We start from the raw sequence: 16,679 nt of genomic DNA, 5'->3' as shown, positions 1-16,679 counted from the left end.
ATTTTACCGGCTTTCGGTAGAAGCAGTCTTATACCGTTTTCAGACGGCCTTCTCTTTACAGCAGACACGCTACGCGAATGTGAAAAAGATGTCATCTTTTTGCAGCGAAATTTTGACAGAAATCAAACTTGCTTGATTTTTTTGAAATTTTATAACAATCAACCAAACCTATCCCGTAATTTATATTTTCATTATATTTCAATAAGATATTTAAAATCATCAATAAAAAATATAATACAACCCAATATCGTATTTTGTAAATTTCTAACAAACCGTTTCCGCGGCTTGAACATATTTCCATTAAAAATAAAAAATTACCCCATCCCTTCCTTTACTGACTGCGTAATTTTGTCCACAATCTTACAAGCCGTCTGAAAAACACAGCCTCCCCACCCCCGTCTCAAAACCTTTCACGATTTCTGCTACACTTTCACTTAATCGGCAGACGTTGATTTATATAAGAAAAGCCAAGTAAACCGCTCAGGTACTTTGACCGGCTGGCTGTAATAAAAGTACACATAACCTGCCGGCCCATACCTTTCCATTGCCACAGGACTTAATCATGAGTGAAAACTTATTAACCCTGACCATAGACGGGCACGAAGTCAAAGCCTCTCCCGACTCGTCCATCATCCAAGCCTACGCCCGTTCGGGCAATGCGCTGACCGCCAACGTCGGCTGCATGGGTCAAGGCGTATGCGGATCCTGCCGCTGCATGATCCGCAAAGAAGGCGACCGCGAAGTCACCACCGCGCTGGCCTGCGAAACCAAAGTCGAAGCCGGCATGCAGGTCAGCTTTATCGACTATTTCATTCCCGAACACATCCAATACTACGACGTCAGCGAGGTCGGCGACGGTTGGAACTGGCTCGACGACACCACAAAAGCCTTTCCCGAAGCGCAACACTGCCGCCACTGCGGCGGCTGCAACAGAGCCTGTCCGAAAGGTTTGGAAGTGGAAAAAGGCGTCGCGCAAGTCGTATCCGGCGACTTCGGCGCCGCATCCGACACTTTCGACCAATGCGTGATGTGCAACCTCTGCACCCTCTCCTGCCCCGAACACATCCGCCCCAACCACTTGGGGCTGTTCGCACGCCGCATGAAAGCCGCGCGGACATTGCGCCCGGTCGACCTCATGCGCCGCCTGCAGGAAATCGACAGCGGCAAAATGACCGTTACCTTTGAAGAGGAGGCCGTGTAATGACTCGGAAATTTACCGGTATCGACTACGAAACCGCCCTGAAAAACCTGCGCGAATCTTCATTGGAGCTGCGTGGCGACCTGCCACCCAAAGAGGAATTGCTGAGCAAATACCATCCCGACTACCAAGCCGGTGCGCGCGTGAAGCTGCCCATCGGCCCGAACACGGGCGACTACTGCCATCCCGACTTGGCCAAACTGCTGACCAGCCAACCCTTGATCGACGACTACGACTTGTCGCGCGCGGTGCACTTGAACACCGACGTTTTGGTAATCGGCGGCGGCGGCGCGGGTGCGGCGGCGGCATTGTCGGCCACCGAAGCAGGTGCGCGCGTGATTATGGCCAACAAACTGCGCATCGGCGACAGCAACACCGTGATGGCCGAAGGCGGCATGCAGGCGGCAGTCGGTGCCGACGACAGCCTGCAGCAACATTTCGACGACACCATCAAAGGCGGCCATAACGCTGCGAAAAAAGAGCTGGTCGCACAAATGGTCACCGACGCGCCGTCTGCCGTGCGCTGGCTGATTGGCTTGGGCATGACGTTTGACCTGGCCAAAGGCGAAGGCAGCAACGGCCATCTGAGCCGCAAACGTGCGGGCGGTACGACCGTTCCCCGTATTTTGAGCTACCGGGACTTTACCGGCTTGGAAATGATGAGGGTGCTGCGCGAAGCAGTCGAACTGGACGAAAACATTACCCAGCTCAACCGCCATCCTGCGATTGAATTGTTGTCGGACGAACACGGCCGCTGCGTCGGCGCGATTCTATACGATCTGGAAAACCGTTCCTTGGTATTGGTGCACGCCAAATCCGTGGTATTGGCCACCGGCGGTTCAGGCCGTCTGCACCTGCAGGGTTTCGCCACTTCCAACCACTACGGTGCGACAGCCGACGGCTTGGTGATGGCCTACCGTATCGGCGCGAAGCTGCGCGACGTCGACTCCTTCCAATACCACCCCACCGGAGTCGCCCACCCGCCGCATTTGGCCGGCGCGCTGATTTCCGAAGCCGTGCGTTCCGCCGGTACCAAATTGGTTAACGGCTTGGGCGAGCGTTTTGTTGACGAATTGCAACCGCGCGACGTGGTGGCGGCAGCGATTTTGCGCGAAGTGGCCGAAGGCCGCGGCGTGGAACGCGACGGCCAGCTTGGTGTTTTCCTGGATACCCCGCGTCTGATTGAAAACGATCCCGACGTATTGAGCCGTTTGGTCACGCTGGGACACGTCGCCCACAAATGCGGCATTGATCCGGCGGTCGAGCCGATGATGATTCACCCGACCCTGCACTACCAAAACGGCGGCATGGAAATCAACGGCGACGGTTCAACCTCCGTTCCGGGCCTGTACGGAGCCGGCGAAGTAACCGGCGGCATCCACGGCCGCAACCGTCTGATGGGCAACGCACTTTTGGACATCATCAGCTTCGGCCGCCGCGCCGGCATTGCCGCCGCCACATCCGGCCTGCCGCTGAAAAAAGTACGCGGCGGCGTGGACCATGTCCACAACCTGCAACGCGAAATGACCCGCGCCGGTTTACACAGCGATGTCAAAGCACCGGTACTCTATCCCGACTACGGCAAATTCGATTTGCGCGAACACGCAGGCTTGCAAGGAGAACAATCATGAATCAGGCAAATCAAAACTTACTGCACCCGTCGCGCCGCGTCGGCGCGGATTTGGCGGCATGGCGCAAAGTCGGCGGCGGCAAAGGCCTGCTGGCTGCCTTGTCCGCCCCCGAAAACATCATCGCCACTTTGCAAGACGCGAATCTTTGCGGCATGGGCGGTGCCGGTTTTCCGACTTGGCGCAAGTGGGAAGCCGCAGTCGCCGCACAAAGCAAAAACGGCGACAAATACGTTGTCTGCAACGCCAACGAAGACGAACCGGGCACCTTCAAAGACCGCGTACTGCTGGCGGAAACACCCCACCAAGTCATCGAAGGCGTGCTGATTGCCGCCGTGGCCTGCCGTGCCAACAAAGCGGTTTTGTATGTCAATCCGCACCAAACCGAATCCATCGCCTCGCTCACGCCCGCCATCGAAGAATGGAAAACAAGCGATTTGTTCATCCGCATTGAAAACTATTTGGGCAAACCGCTGGACTTGCAGCTGGTGAAAACATCCGGACGCTATATCGGCGGCGAAGAAACCGCCGTCATCTCCTGGTTGGAGGGCAATTTCCCGTTTCCGCGCCGCAAACCGCCGTTTCCGGCCGAAAGCGGCGTATTCGGCGCGCCGACGCTGATCAACAACACCGAAACCTTCGCCAACATTCCGCAAATCCTCGCCAACGGTGCCGAATGGTATCGGAATTTGGGCTTGGGCGAAGCCGCCGGCACCAAACTCTACTCACTCTCCGGCGACGTATTGAACCCGGGGCTGTACGAGCTGCCGATGGGCACCACCCTGCACGAGCTGATTTACGTCCACGGAGGCGGCATGCTCGAAGGCCGCACCTTTAAAGCCGTGTTTACCGGCGGCCCCTCGAATACGCTTCTGACTGCCAAAGATTTGGACGTGCCTCTGGACTTCGTCTCCGTGCGCGAACGCAAATCCAGCCTCGGCACCGGCGCGATGATTGTCATTTCCGAAGGCACCAGCGTCGTACGCAAAGTATCGGAATACGTGGAATTTTTCGCCGCAAACTCCTGCGGCCAATGCCCGCCCTGCAAAGGCGGCACCTTCCAACTTTCCCGCCTCCTCAACCGCGTGGACACCGGTATCGGCACCGCCGACGATTTGCACGCCCTGCAAAGCCTGTGCAAGCTGCTGCCGCACAGCGGGCGCTGCGGCCTAATCGACGGTGCGGTAACGGTATTGCAAAGCTCGCTGCGTACCTTCCCCGAAGAATACGGCCTGCCGGGAGAGCAGGAACGGTAATTTTTCAGACGGCCTTGAATGCGTTTAAGGCCGTCTGAAAATGTTTCTGTGTGACACAAGTCATTTCGTTAGATTGAGACAAGACAGCTTAGTCGGGCTTCCTCTTTGAGCCGGACGCAACAACGCCGTATCAATCCAACGGGACGAGTATATAAAATGAGTAGGTTGGATCTTAGCACGGTCGGAGCTAGGTATTGCCGGGCTGAAGCCCAGCCTACGCATTACTCATAATAGTGGTGCGTATTGTGTAGCTTGGGTTGTAAACCCGACACGTTTGGATTTGTAGAATATTTGTCGGGATTTCATCTCCCAGCCGACACCTTTTTCAGACGGCCTTAAATCAACATATTGAAATTTATAAAAATTATAATGAACAGGCTGGGCTTCAGCCCAGCAAAACCTTACCCCTACTGAGTCTGCTCATTACAGTTTCTTGGAAATTTGACTAGTATAAATGCCGTCTGAAACCCGATTCCCCTTTTATTTTTATACCTTCAGGAGATTCAAAATGGGCTTTAAGCCAATTCCCGCAGCCGTCGCGCTGATACTGACGCTGCTTATCTGGTTCATCATTCCGGTACCGGAAGGCGTGTCGCCGCAGGCCTGGCACCTGCTGGCCTTGTTTGTCGGCATCATTGCCGGCATCATCGGCAAAGCCATGCCGATTGGCGCGATGGCGATTCTGGGCATCACACTGGTTGCGCTGACCGGCGTGACCGTACCCGAACTGGTGGACGGCGAACCGGTCAAAAACCCGGCCGGACAAGCCATCAAAGACGCATTGAGCAGCCTCAACAACTCGCTGATTTGGATGATCGGTATCGCCATCATCATCTCGCGCGGCCTCTTGAAAACCGGCCTCGGCATGCGCATCGGTTACCTGTTGATTTCCCTGTTCGGCAAACGCACGCTGGGCGTAGGCTACAGCCTGGCAATCGCCGACCTCTTCATCGCACCGGTCACCCCCTCCAACACCGCACGCGGCGGCGCGATTGTGCACCCGATTATGAAATCCATCGCCCTGAGTTTCGATTCCGACCCTGAAAAAGGCACGGAAGGCAAAATCGGCAAATATCTGGCACTGGTCAACTACCACGCCAACATCATCTGCTGCATCATCTTCATCACCGCCACAGCCCCCAATCCCCTAGTGGTCGAATTGGTTGCCAAAGCCACCGATTCCGACATCCACCTCTCTTGGGGCACATGGTTTGCCGCCATGGTCGTACCCGGCTTGGCCGCCCTGCTGCTGATGCCGCTGGTGCTGTATTTCCTCTACACCCCCGAAATCAAGCAAACACCGAACGCTACCTCTCTGGCCAAAGAGCAGTTGAAAGAAATGGGACCGATGAAGCGTGAAGAAAAAATCATGCTGGGCATCTTCCTGCTGCTGCTGTTTTTATGGGCGGGCGTACCGGACATGCTGTTCGGCATCAAAATCGATGCCACCACCACCACCTTCCTCGGATTCGCACTCTGTCTGCTGACCGGCGTACTGACTTGGGACGACGCTCTGAAAGAAAAAGGCGCGTGGGATACCGTGGTGTGGTTTGCCGCATTGGTCATGATGGCCAACTTCCTCAACAAACTCGGCTTAATCGGCTGGCTCTCCGACTACCTGCAAGCCGGTATTTCAGGCATGGGCTTAGGCTGGCAAGGCGGCTGCGCCCTTCTGATGCTGGCCTACCTCTACGCACACTACGTCTTCGCCAGCGGCACGGCGCACGTTACCGCCATGTTCGGCGCATTCTACGGCGCAGGCTTGGCCTTGGGCGCCCCGCCCATGCTGTTTGCCCTGATGATGGCTGCCGCCACCGGCATCATGATGTCGCTGACCCACTACGCATCAGGCTCTTCCCCCGTGATTTACGGCTCGGGTTTCGTCACCATGACCGAATGGTGGAAAGCCGGCTTCATCATGAGCGTTTTAGAACTCCTGATTTTCGCCACCATCGGCCTGGCCTGGTGGAAGGTATTGGGCCATTGGTAAACCCGCATTGGGTTGCAGAAACCGCATAAAGCAGAAAAAGCCGTCTGAAAAACAAGCGATTTTCAGACGGCTTTTTTGTAGGCGGATTGCGTAGATTGTTGTGGATTGGGTGTTCGTCTCGTGGTGCTACAATGGGATTCCGCACCGATTGATAACTGATAAGTTATATTGTTGTAGCTCCCTCTCTCATCTCGTAGTGCTACAATTTCTAGAAAAGTTTGATGTTGACGCAAATTGTTGTAGCTCCCTCTCTCATCTCGTAGTGCTACAATTATAAATCAATCAAATTTGTAGGACCGAAAGTTGTAGCTCCCTCTCTCATCTCGTAGTGCTACAATAGCGATAACTTTGGCATCTACGCTTTCATTGTTGTAGCTCCCTCTCTCATCTCGTAGTGCTACAATGCCCCAGCTTAAGCAGGCATCCGGCCATTCGTTGTAGCTCCCTCTCTCATCTCGTAGTGCTACAATATACGGAAGCAGTAGCTGTCCGGTTTTAAAGTTGTAGCTCCCTCTCTCATCTCGTAGTGCTACAATGTCGACAACAGGGTTTGGCAGACCAAAAAGGTTGTAGCTCCCTCTCTCATCTCGTAGTGCTACAATCCCTGATATCAACTTGTTTTCGGAGTGATAGTTGTAGCTCCCTCTCTCATCTCGTAGTGCTACAATTGCCGCGAAGTGTGATAGCCCGCTGACCAAGTTGTAGCTCCCTCTCTCATCTCGTAGTGCTACAATCAAAGCGGAGCGGGAGCGTGCCGAAATCATGTTGTAGCTCCCTCTCTCATCTCGTAGTGCTACAATGCACGCCCATAACGTAGTATCTTGCGATTAGTTGTAGCTCCCTCTCTCATCTCGTAGTGCTACAATACCCAAGCCGGGAACCCTTATAAAACAAGGGTTCCCGGCTTTATTTCTGCCTAAAATTCCGTTTTAAAACAGCAAAAGCTGGTCGGCGTTGACCTTTTTTTCGCGCGTTTTCGGCTCGCCGATCAGCATCACCATACCCGCATACTGCTTTTCCGTTACCTCCAAATAACGAACCTGACCCTCTTCGGGCAGCTGTTGCAGCAGCCTTTTGTGGTGTTTCTGCAACGCATCGCGCCCGCGAACGATACGCGAATACACCGACAATTGCAGCATCTGGTAGCCGTCTTTCTGCAAAAACTTACGGAATTGGTTGGCCGCCTTGCGTTTGGCGGCGGTGGTAACGGGCAGGTCGAAAAAGACGATTAAGCGCATAAATTTGGCCTCATTCATAATCATGCTCTTTCAAAGGCAGCATTTGCGGCAGTTTCAGCAGCTTGGGATTGTTTTCGATTAATGCCGTCTGAAAAGACTGTATGGTGCGGTCGATGGCGGCCAACAGGCTGTAACGGCGTTTGTCGAGCATAATCTGGCAGCAAAGCAGCCCCACCAGCTTGCGCTTGATTTCGGGCGAAAGCGTTTCAGGCAGGCTTTGCGTACACACGGCGTCGAACACCAGCAAATCCACAATCTGCCGGTAAGGCTCGATAAAATCGTCGGCCAGGTTAAATGCATTCAGCTCGCTCTTGTGCTGCAAACCCAGCGCGGGCAGAAAACCATATTGCACCAGCGCGCGGGCAACAGCGGAACGCACAATACTGTAACCGTAATTCAGACAGGCATTGACGGCATTTTCCTGATTGCGGGTAAACGCATCGCCAAACAACAGGGGAAAATACAGCGCGGCGGCCTGCCCTTCGGCATAGCCTTTGTCGCCTGACTTCACTTCATCCGCCAGAGCATTCAGACGGCCTGCACCGATATCGTGACCGCTGTAACCCAGCAGCCAAGCCTGATTGCGGATTTTCTGCCGCACAATCCGCTGCCAAAGCTGCTTTTTCTGCGGCTGCGTCATATGAATTTGCAGCTTGAGGATTTTCAGGCTGCGGTGGTATCGGGCAAACGGCAGCCATTGTCCGCAGGGTAGAAATTGCTCGTCGCAGGTCAGCAGGGTAACGCCGTATTGCGCCAGCGCAGACAACAGCGGCGCAGTTATCACCACTTCGCGTGCTTCTATCACGATAACGGCTATATCCTCCAGCGGTACCGGGATGGCTTCGTCTTGCTGGATTAGCAGGTGGTTATGTTGCAACGACAAACGGGCAGGCCGGCTAATCAGGATACTGCGCCAAGTCATGTTGCTTTCTCCGTATGTTTTTAGCACGACAGGCCGTCTGAAAACTTTTCAGACGGCCTGCGGCATTTATTTTTTGTTTTTCAATTCAAGGCGTTTTTCGGGCTTACACAAGCGGATTTTCTTGCCTAGCGGATCGATTTGGTATTTTTGGAAGGATAATGCGGTTTTTACGCCAACACCTTCTAACATTCCATTTTTACCAATCTTACTATCCAGATCATGAATCCGAATATTTATATTGCCTGTACCACGATGACAACTGGCGAAATAACCGAAAATCCGCCCTTTTTTTGTGATTACTTCCACCAAATCATTCGGATAAAGCGAAAATTTAAACGCAAAGCTTTCATCCATCACCTCCCAGTCTGCTTCATCCTTACCCTGTACCACCGCCCGATTCGGCAACACCCCTTTCGCCACCTGCCACGCATAAACCGGCACCAGATAGTTTTTACCGTTCTTCCCGAACACATCCACGCGCACCATAGTCGCATTATCGGCAATGCCGTTACCGTCGCGCACCATCACACCGGTTTTCTGCACATCCTCCACGCGCACGGCTTTAACCAAAGCCCCTTGTCTGCCGTCTTTCGCCGGTTTGTAAAACGGCTCGGCGAATGCCTTAACCGGGTCATCGTTATGCGCCCGAAGACGCGCTTCCAAAGCCGCATAAAGCGCAGGTTCCCGTGCCTGTTCATAACCGACGATTTTTTCAATATCTTTTAATTTCAACTGCGTCAGCGGCTTTTTCACCACGCTGATATTTTCAGACAGCCGTTTTGCCGATTTAACGGTTTCCAAATGCCCCTGCCCCGTCATCTTACGGTTCGGCGCACGGGAAACAAACAGCGGCGTAACATATTCATGCAGAGCCTGCGGACGCGAATTGAGTTCCTTGGCGAGTTCCTCACGCGGCCGGTCGCTGAACACCCGTATCGTCACTTCCTTCCGGAAAAAATCCCACGGCTGCGGAATGCGCGGCTTCACTTCGCCGGTTTCGGTATCCACTGTTTCCAGCGTTTCACGCCGCTGCATGGCTTTGGTGATTTTCTGCTGCATGGATACGGTGGAACACGCCACCACAACCGCATCCAGCGCATGGTGGCGGTCATTGTCTTCACGCACTTTCCGCAAGCCCCACAAGCCGCGCAAGAGCGATGTGATTTGGCCGTTTGAAGCAAACACACGCCGCTTGCCCCTGCCTTCCAAATGCAGGTTTTCTTCGATGAAATGGCACAAAAAGCGGGCAATATAGCGCGTATCGTTCAGATTGCGCTCCAAAAAGCCCTGCTCGGCTTTGCTGTCGAGTTTGGCCGTCTGAATCCGCTGTTTCTTGGCATACGGGAAATGGCAGGCCGCCACACGCGCCTGAAATTCGCGCCAGCGTTGGCTGTTGCTTGCGCCGTCCAAATATTCATACGGCGTTTGGTTGCGCTTTTTCTGGTTTTCGCTGCCCAGCACCAGCACTTTATTGTTGAAACTGTCGTCCCAAGTGCGCGAAAACGGCAGCGCGTGGTCGATTTCGACATAGCCATCGTCGTCCAAGCGGCGCAAATCAATTTCCGCACCCGAATACAGACATTTGCATTGCTGCTGTTTGTAAAGGCGCAACTTCAAAATATCCCGACCTTTGGGTTCGCCGGCAAAATTTGGGAACAATTCTTTAAAATCCGCTGCCGCCCGTTCGCGCTCTTTGCGGTTTTCTTCCTGCCGCTTTTCGATTTCCTTGCGGTCTCTAAACGATTTGCCCAACTCGCGCGCCGTTTCAATATGCACGCGCTGCGGCGAACCGTAGCGGCGGATAATGGCGTTAACCACTTTGCGCGCTTGGGTTAAGGTACGGAACACAACAGGGTTGCGGACTTCGTCAGCGGGAATGGTGGGCAGCAGGCGGCTGATTTGCACCGGTTTGCTGCCGTAATGATCGCCGTAAACCGCTGCGCAAGCCTCATCATAACGCTTGCCTACTTCCATAATCGGCAAGATTTTATCCAATGCTTTCAGGGATAATTGAATAAATTTATCAAAGCTAATACCGGCCAACAGCGCATTCAACACGTTTTCAGGCAGCTTAAATTCTGCCAAATGCGCGGTAATATCTTCATCGGTTTTATAAAGCGAAAAAGCCGTACCGACGGCATCCAACCATTCAGGCTGCGTGGCCAAGCCCTGCCATTCGGTTTTCAAGCCCGCCTTTTCCAATACGCTGCGGATTTTGTGGTAAGCCTTCATTTCCATCAGCGCGCCGCTTTCGGCTTTAAGGCCGTCTGAATCTTTGCCGTAGCGCAAACCTTTGAACACTGCATCGGCAGGCAAATCCAATAATTTCCGCGCCTGCGCGTAAGTGAATTTGGCTTTTTTATACGGCTCGTCCAGCAGCATTTTGCGCTCGGCTTCTTCCAAAGGCCGCTCTTCGCCGTTATGCAGAATGCGCAGATTATTCAGCTTGGTCAACCACACAAACCGCTCGGCGGAATAGGTATTTTTGGCCGCTTTGTATTCGGAAGGCTCAAACGTACACTTGCCCAACATCTTCAGCACCGCCTCACCCTGCAAAGCGCTTCGCTGCGTCATCAGCAAATCTTCAACTTTGCCTTCCAACTCCGCTGCGGCAAACGGATTACCGAAACTGCGCTGCTTTTCAAACAAAAGACGCAGCTCTTTTTGCAGATCTTGGCGGTTGAACGTATGCGAATAATCGCCGCCTTTGTTGCGCATATGGCCGTTTTGCACAGCAAAATGCTTCACCGCCAATTCCGCCGGCGTGCGGTAAGCATCCTGCTTCAATAATTCGCTGTTTGCCGCCACACCGGCCAGCAAGCGACCCTGCTCCGAATGTTTATCTGTTTCATTGATTTCGCTTTTACGCTGCGACAAATAACCGCGGTGTTTCACCAAATGCAGCAGCACCGCCGCCCATTCTTTGGCTTCCAGCTTTCTGTCCAGTCCCGCCGCACGCAACTGCCACACATCAACCGGCAAATCCCGAACCAAACCGTCGGCATCAAAATCCGCAGCCGCCAACACGCCTTCGCGCTTCAACAAACGGCGCAAACGCAGCAAACGGTGCGCCCTGCGTCGGATTAAGCGGCGCACGCTGCGCGCCTGCCGCCGCGCCAAAGCCAGCGAATCCCCGGTTTTCGGCACTTCCGCCCGCTCAAACGTGCGCACGCCGCAATCAATCAGGCCGACCGGATGCTCATCCTCATCCACCGATACCAAAGCCCAGCCCACCGAAGCAATACCCAAATCCAATCCGAGAATATAGCGCGGCATGGTTTTCACCTTTCTCTTCCTTGCTCAAATCTATAAAACAATACCTTAGCGTATTTTCCCACTCCGCATCGGCGTTGACAACCGCCGCTTCCGTTTATAAAATACGCCCTATTGTTGCACTACGAGATGAGAGCCGTTGCTACAATAAGGCCGTCTGAAAAGACGCGCCGCGACGTAAAATACTTTATGTATGAGCCCCTGTTTGAGTTTTCTTAAACAGGGGCATCGTCTTTTTCAGACGGCCTGTTTCCGGCCATGCACCGCAAACCGGCTTTCCCATGCAAAAAGGCCGTCTGAAAACGCAGCCATACTGCTTTCAGACGGCCTTTGTTATACAATTCGCCTATCCTTATCTTCACCCGCAAACTATCGTGAAAATCCTGATTCTCGGCAGCGGCCAGGTCGGCTCTACCGTTGCCCAAAACCTGGCGCAGCTGCCCAGCAACGATGTAACCATCGTCGATATCGACGAAAAAGCCCTGCAACTCATCGGCAGCCGCTGCGATGTGCAAACCATTACCGGCAACGGCGCATCGCCGTTTGTGTTGCAGCAGGCCGGGGCGGAGGATGCCGATTTGCTGCTGGCGCTGACCCGCAGCGACGAAACCAATATCGTGGCCTGCAAAATCGCCGCTGATTTGTTCAACATCCCCAGCCGCATCGCCCGCGTGCGCTCGCGCGAATATCTGGAATACCGTGTGGACGGCGATAAAGGCGATACCGACAGCCTGAGCTTTTTCAACATCACCGAAACCATCAGCCCCGAGCAGCTGGTTACCGAGCGGCTGGTCGGTCTGCTCAGCTACACCAGCGCGCTGCAGGTATTGAATTTTGCCGACGACCGCGTGCGTATGGTGGTGGTGCAGGCGCGTTTGGGCGGTTTGCTGGTCAACAAGGAAATCGCCGAAATCAACGCCCACCTGCCCGACGGCGTGGACTGCCAAATCTGCGCGATTTACCGCAACAACCGCCTGATTGTGCCCACGCCGCAAACCGTCATCATCGAGGGCGACGAAGTGTTTTTCGTTGCCAGCAGCAACAGCGTAGCCGCGATTATGCGCGAGCTGCGGCCGAAAGAAGCGCGCAACCGCCGCATCATGATTGCCGGCGGCGGCAACATCGGCTACCGCCTGGCCAAAGAGCTGGAGTCGCAATACGACATCAAAATCATCTCGCGCAATCCCGGCCGCGCCGAATGGCTGGCGGAAAACCTCGACAATACGCTGGTGCTGCAAGGCTCGGCCACCGACGAATCGCTACTGGCCGAAGAATACATCGACGAAATCGACGTTTATTGCGCGCTGACCAACGATGATGAAAACAACATCATGTCCGGGCTTTTGGCCAAAAACCTCGGCGCCAAGCGCGTGATTGCCATCGTCAACCGCTCCAGCTATGTGGATTTGCTGGAGGGTAATAAAATCGACATTGTAGTTTCCCCGCATCTGATTACCATCGGCTCGATACTCGCACACGTCCGCCGAGGCGACGTGGTAGCCGTGCATCCGCTGCGGCGCGGTACGGCGGAAGCCATCGAAGTGATTGTCCACGGCGACAAAAACACCTCTGCCATCATCGGCCGCCGCATCTGCGATGTCCAATGGCCGCAGGGCTGCCACTTCGCCGCATTGGTACGCGGCAGCGAAGTCATCATGGGGCATCACGAAGAAACCGTGCTGCAGGAAGGCGACCACGTCATCTTCTTCGTCGCCCGCCGCCGCGTATTGCGCGAATTGGAAAAACTGATTCAGGTGAAAATGGGCTTTTTCGGTTGAACCTGTTCCGAAACGATATAGAAAAGCCGTCTGAAAATCTCCATTTTCAGACGGCTTTTAAGTTTGCAAGTTCGAGCGTGATGCAAAATCAAAGCAATACGGCACGCTGTATCCAAGCATCATAAACAAACAGGCCGTCTGAAAACCCTATTTTCAGACGGCCTGTTATGCTTTATCTTAATCCGATACGTATTCAAAATGCGCCGGGAATTAAACCTTGCCCCACACTTCTTCTACGATTTCGCGTACCAGTTCCAGTTTTTTCCACTGGTCTTCTTCGGTCAGGACATTACCCTCTTCGGTAGATGCGAAGCCGCATTGCGGGCTGAGGCAGAGTTGGTTGATATCGACATATTGCGCTGCTTCTTTGATGCGCTCGATGATGGCGGCTTTGTCTTCCAAATCGCCGTTTTTCGAGGTAATCAGGCCCAATACGACTTGCTGGTTTTGAATAAAGCGCAGCGGTTTGAAGTCGCCGGCGCGGTCGCTGTCGTATTCGAGGAAGAAGCCGTCTACATGACAACCGCCGAACAGGATTTCCGCCACCGGCTCGTAGCCGCCGCTGGAGAACCAGGTTGAGCGGAAGTTGCCGCGGCAGATGTGCATGGTAATCGCCATATCGGCCGGCGCGGCGTCGCGGATGTCGTTGAGCATTTTAACGTAGCGTTTGGCCACGGCATCGATGTCCACGCCCTGCGCGGTGTAGAGCGCGCGTTTTTCTTCGGAGCAGAATTCGCCCCATGCGGTATCGTCCAGCTGCAAAATGCGGCAGCCGGCGGCATACAGGGCGTTGACCGCGTCGATGTAGGCGGCGGTGGTATCGGCAAACAGCTGCTCTTCGTTGCCCGCATAGCGCTCGATTAATTGCGGATTGGGCGTGCGCACGCAGGTAATCAGGTGCAGCATGCTCGGCGAGGGAATGGTGAATTTCACGGGATAATCGCCGGCGGCTTTTTGCAGGCCTTTGAAGTGGTCGATAAACGGATGCACTTTCGGAAATTCGATTTTGCCGGTGATTTTCAGGGTCACAGGGCGGTGCATATGCGCTTTAAACTGGGTGCTGTATTCTTTGGCGTCTTCCAGCTCCACGCCCAGAAGCTCAAACAGGAAATCCAAGTGCCACCAGGTGCGGCGGAATTCGCCGTCGGTGACGTTCGGCAAGCCGACGGCTTTTTCCTGAGCCACCAGCTTGGCCACTTCCGCATCTTCCACGGCGTGCAAATCCTCTACCGAGCATTCGCCGCACACGCATTGGCGGCGCGCCTGCTTGAGCGCGTCGGGGCGCAGGAAGCTGCCCACGATGTCGAAACGGAACGGCGCGCGGTCGCGCAGGGTGGCTTGGGGAAACAGTTTGCTCATGGCGGTATCCTTTTGGGGTATTCGGTCGTTATCGTGAAATGAAATAAAAAAGATGCGGGGCAGCCTGCTTCGGCTCTGCTTTCGCAGCCGACATTATGCCGCAGCTTTTTTATTGGATTTCGTTCGCGCTACGGCTTTAAGTATAGCAGAAAGGCCGCCCCTGCTGACGCGGATATGGTGCGATGCCGCCTGAAAAATTCAGATGTTAAAGATTAATTTGATTCATATCCATAGGGAGCAAAAAAGGCCGTCTGAAAATGCGTATTTTCAAACAGCCTTTTGTTTATCCAAACCTTACTCGATATTCTGCACCTGCTCGCGCATCTGCTCAATCAACACTTTCAATTCAACCGAAGCCTGCGTGCATTCCGCCGCAATCGCCTTGCTGCCCAGCGTATTCGCTTCGCGGTTCAATTCCTGCATCAAAAAGTCCAAACGCTTGCCCGCGCTGCCTTTATCCTCGGTCACAATGCGGCGCACTTCAGCGATATGCGTGCGCAGGCGGCTGAATTCCTCATCGACATCCGATTTCTGGATAAACAGCGCAAATTCCTGCTGCAGGCGGTCGTTGTCGATATGACCCACCGCTTCGGCCAGGCGCGCGCGCACTTTTTCCATATGCGCTTCCAAAAGGCTTGGGAAGGTTTGACTTAATGCATCGACGATTTCCGTCATACCGCCCAAACGCTGCAGCAAATGCTCCGCCAGCTTCGCCCCCTCGCGGATACGCGCGGAATTAAAATCCTGCAAGGCCTGCGACAACAAAGCCTGCACGGTTTTCGCAAAAGTATCCGCGTCTTCGTTTTGGCTCGCCAACACCCCGGGGAATTTCAAAATATCCGCCACCGTCAACTTGCCCAAATCCCCGTGCTGCTTGCGCCACTGCTTATTCAGCTTCGCCAGCCGGTCAACCAGCTCCTGATTGACCGCCAAGCCCTGCCCGCCCTGCGCAATATCCTGCACCTGAATACGGCACTCCAGCTTACCGCGCGCCGCCGCCGCCGCAATCTGCTCGCGCAACGCGCCTTCCAAATGGCGCACATCCTCCGGCATGCGGAACTGCACGTCCAAATAACGGTGGTTCACCGCACGGATTTCCAAATTAACGCGCTTGCTGCCGCATTCTCCGGCCACATTTGCAAAGCCGGTCATACTTTTAATGCTCATATGTTTTACTCCGTTTCCAATTCAATCACGAGTGAAATCACTACCCAATATAGCACATTCCCCGCATGCTATAATTGCGCCACACCAAATTTCAAGGATTGACCATGCACCCCATCCGCACGACCCGCGCCGCCGACAGCCTGCGCGACATCAAAATCACCCCCGATTTCCTGCCGCATGCCGACGGATCGGTCTTAATCGAATGCGGCAACACCAAAGTCATCTGCACCGCCTCCATCGACGAAAACGTACCGCCGTTTCTGCGCGGTAAAGCACAAGGCTGGGTCACCGCCGAATACGGCATGCTGCCCGCCTCCACCGCCTCGCGCATGCGCCGCGAAGCCACCGCGGGCAAACAGTCCGGCCGCACCCAAGAAATCCAACGCCTCATCGGCCGCGCCTTACGCGCCGTGGTCGACATGAACAAACTGGGCGAACGCCAAATCCTGATCGACTGCGATGTCATCCAAGCCGACGGCGGCACGCGTACCGCCTCGATTACCGGCGCATTCGTCGCCCTGAAAATGGCGGTGGACAAACTGCTTTCAGACGGCCTGATCAGCGAAAACCCGATTGCCGAAGCCGTAGCCGCCGTCTCCGTCGGCGTCGTCGGCGGCACGCCCCTGCTGGATTTGGACTATCCGGAAGATTCCGGCTGCGACAGCGATGTCAACATCGTCATGACCGCATCAGGCAAAATCATCGAAATCCAAGGCACGGCCGAGGGCGCGCCCTTTTCCATCGAAGAATTGGGCAAACTGATTGCGCTGGGTCAGAAAGGCATCGCCGAATTGGTGCAACACCAGCAAAACGCGCTGGCGCAGGCAGCGCAGGCCGTCTGAAAAACGCAGCCTGTTATACCAATTTATA

General features: G+C 54.4%; 11 protein-coding genes and 1 CRISPR repeat array. Of the genes, 6 read left to right on the top strand and 5 right to left on the bottom strand.

All coding sequences use genetic code 11. The features are described from left to right. Window positions 1-562 precede the first annotated feature (562 nt). The 4 genes from BDE01S_RS02420 to BDE01S_RS02405 all read left to right on the top strand — a co-directional run bounded on the left by BDE01S_RS02420 (window position 563) and on the right by BDE01S_RS02405 (window position 6,072). On the top strand, window positions 563-1,201 hold the full coding sequence (locus tag BDE01S_RS02420; protein WP_066076877.1) for a 4Fe-4S dicluster domain-containing protein: 639 nt from the start codon (window positions 563-565) through the stop codon (window positions 1,199-1,201). Beyond that, the gene (locus tag BDE01S_RS02415) at window positions 1,201-2,829 is read left to right on the top strand and encodes an FAD-binding protein (protein ID WP_066076873.1); all 1,629 of its coding nucleotides are present in this window, start codon (window positions 1,201-1,203) and stop codon (window positions 2,827-2,829) included. The genes BDE01S_RS02420 and BDE01S_RS02415 overlap by 1 nt, the downstream gene beginning before the upstream one ends. After that, entirely contained in the window at window positions 2,826-4,082 is a 1,257-nt protein-coding gene (locus tag BDE01S_RS02410) for a complex I 51 kDa subunit family protein (protein ID WP_066076871.1), read from the top strand. The genes BDE01S_RS02415 and BDE01S_RS02410 overlap by 4 nt, the downstream gene beginning before the upstream one ends. A 508-nt stretch (window positions 4,083-4,590) precedes the next feature. After that, window positions 4,591-6,072, top strand: coding sequence for a DASS family sodium-coupled anion symporter (locus BDE01S_RS02405; protein ID WP_066076868.1), 1,482 nt, complete (start codon window positions 4,591-4,593; stop codon window positions 6,070-6,072). Between the two features lie 170 nt (window positions 6,073-6,242). Next, window positions 6,243-6,938: direct repeats of the CRISPR family, unit length 36 nt; unit sequence GTTGTAGCTCCCTCTCTCATCTCGTAGTGCTACAAT. A 63-nt stretch (window positions 6,939-7,001) separates the two neighbouring features. Here BDE01S_RS02405 and cas2 read toward each other — a convergent pair. From cas2 to cas9, 3 genes are all read right to left on the bottom strand, one after another. Next, the gene (gene cas2 / locus BDE01S_RS02400; protein ID WP_066076866.1) at window positions 7,002-7,328 is read right to left on the bottom strand and encodes a CRISPR-associated endonuclease Cas2; all 327 of its coding nucleotides are present in this window, start codon (window positions 7,326-7,328) and stop codon (window positions 7,002-7,004) included. Beyond that, the gene (gene cas1, locus BDE01S_RS02395) at window positions 7,321-8,232 is read right to left on the bottom strand and encodes a type II CRISPR-associated endonuclease Cas1 (protein ID WP_066076861.1); all 912 of its coding nucleotides are present in this window, start codon (window positions 8,230-8,232) and stop codon (window positions 7,321-7,323) included. The genes cas2 and cas1 overlap by 8 nt, the downstream gene beginning before the upstream one ends. Before the next feature lie 66 nt (window positions 8,233-8,298). Then, window positions 8,299-11,508 (bottom strand): type II CRISPR RNA-guided endonuclease Cas9, encoded by a 3,210-nt coding sequence (gene cas9, locus BDE01S_RS02390; protein ID WP_066076886.1) that lies wholly within the window; start codon window positions 11,506-11,508, stop codon window positions 8,299-8,301. Window positions 11,509-11,879: 371 nt separating this feature from the next. On the opposite strand from cas9, the gene trkA reads away from it, so the two are divergent. Continuing rightward, window positions 11,880-13,283 (top strand): Trk system potassium transporter TrkA, encoded by a 1,404-nt coding sequence (gene trkA, locus BDE01S_RS02385; RefSeq protein WP_066076883.1) that lies wholly within the window; start codon window positions 11,880-11,882, stop codon window positions 13,281-13,283. Between the two features lie 210 nt (window positions 13,284-13,493). Here trkA and BDE01S_RS02380 read toward each other — a convergent pair whose 3' ends face one another. Further along, window positions 13,494-14,642, bottom strand: coding sequence for a 5-methyltetrahydropteroyltriglutamate--homocysteine S-methyltransferase (locus BDE01S_RS02380; RefSeq protein WP_066076859.1), 1,149 nt, complete (start codon window positions 14,640-14,642; stop codon window positions 13,494-13,496). Between the two features lie 294 nt (window positions 14,643-14,936). Beyond that, on the bottom strand, window positions 14,937-15,809 hold the full coding sequence (locus BDE01S_RS02375) for a YicC/YloC family endoribonuclease (protein WP_245934280.1): 873 nt from the start codon (window positions 15,807-15,809) through the stop codon (window positions 14,937-14,939). A gap of 104 nt (window positions 15,810-15,913) precedes the next feature. On the opposite strand from BDE01S_RS02375, the gene rph reads away from it, so the two are divergent. Further along, window positions 15,914-16,651, top strand: a complete 738-nt coding sequence (gene rph / locus BDE01S_RS02370; RefSeq protein WP_066076856.1) for a ribonuclease PH — start codon at window positions 15,914-15,916, stop codon at window positions 16,649-16,651. Window positions 16,652-16,679: the final 28 nt, after the last annotated feature.

It is taken from the genome of Bergeriella denitrificans NBRC 102155 (assembly GCF_001592185.1).
Taxonomy (GTDB): Bacteria; Pseudomonadota; Gammaproteobacteria; order Burkholderiales; family Neisseriaceae; genus Neisseria; species Neisseria denitrificans.
Note: the sequence above shows the minus strand (reverse complement) of the source record. Positions and strands in the feature narration are given on the sequence as shown.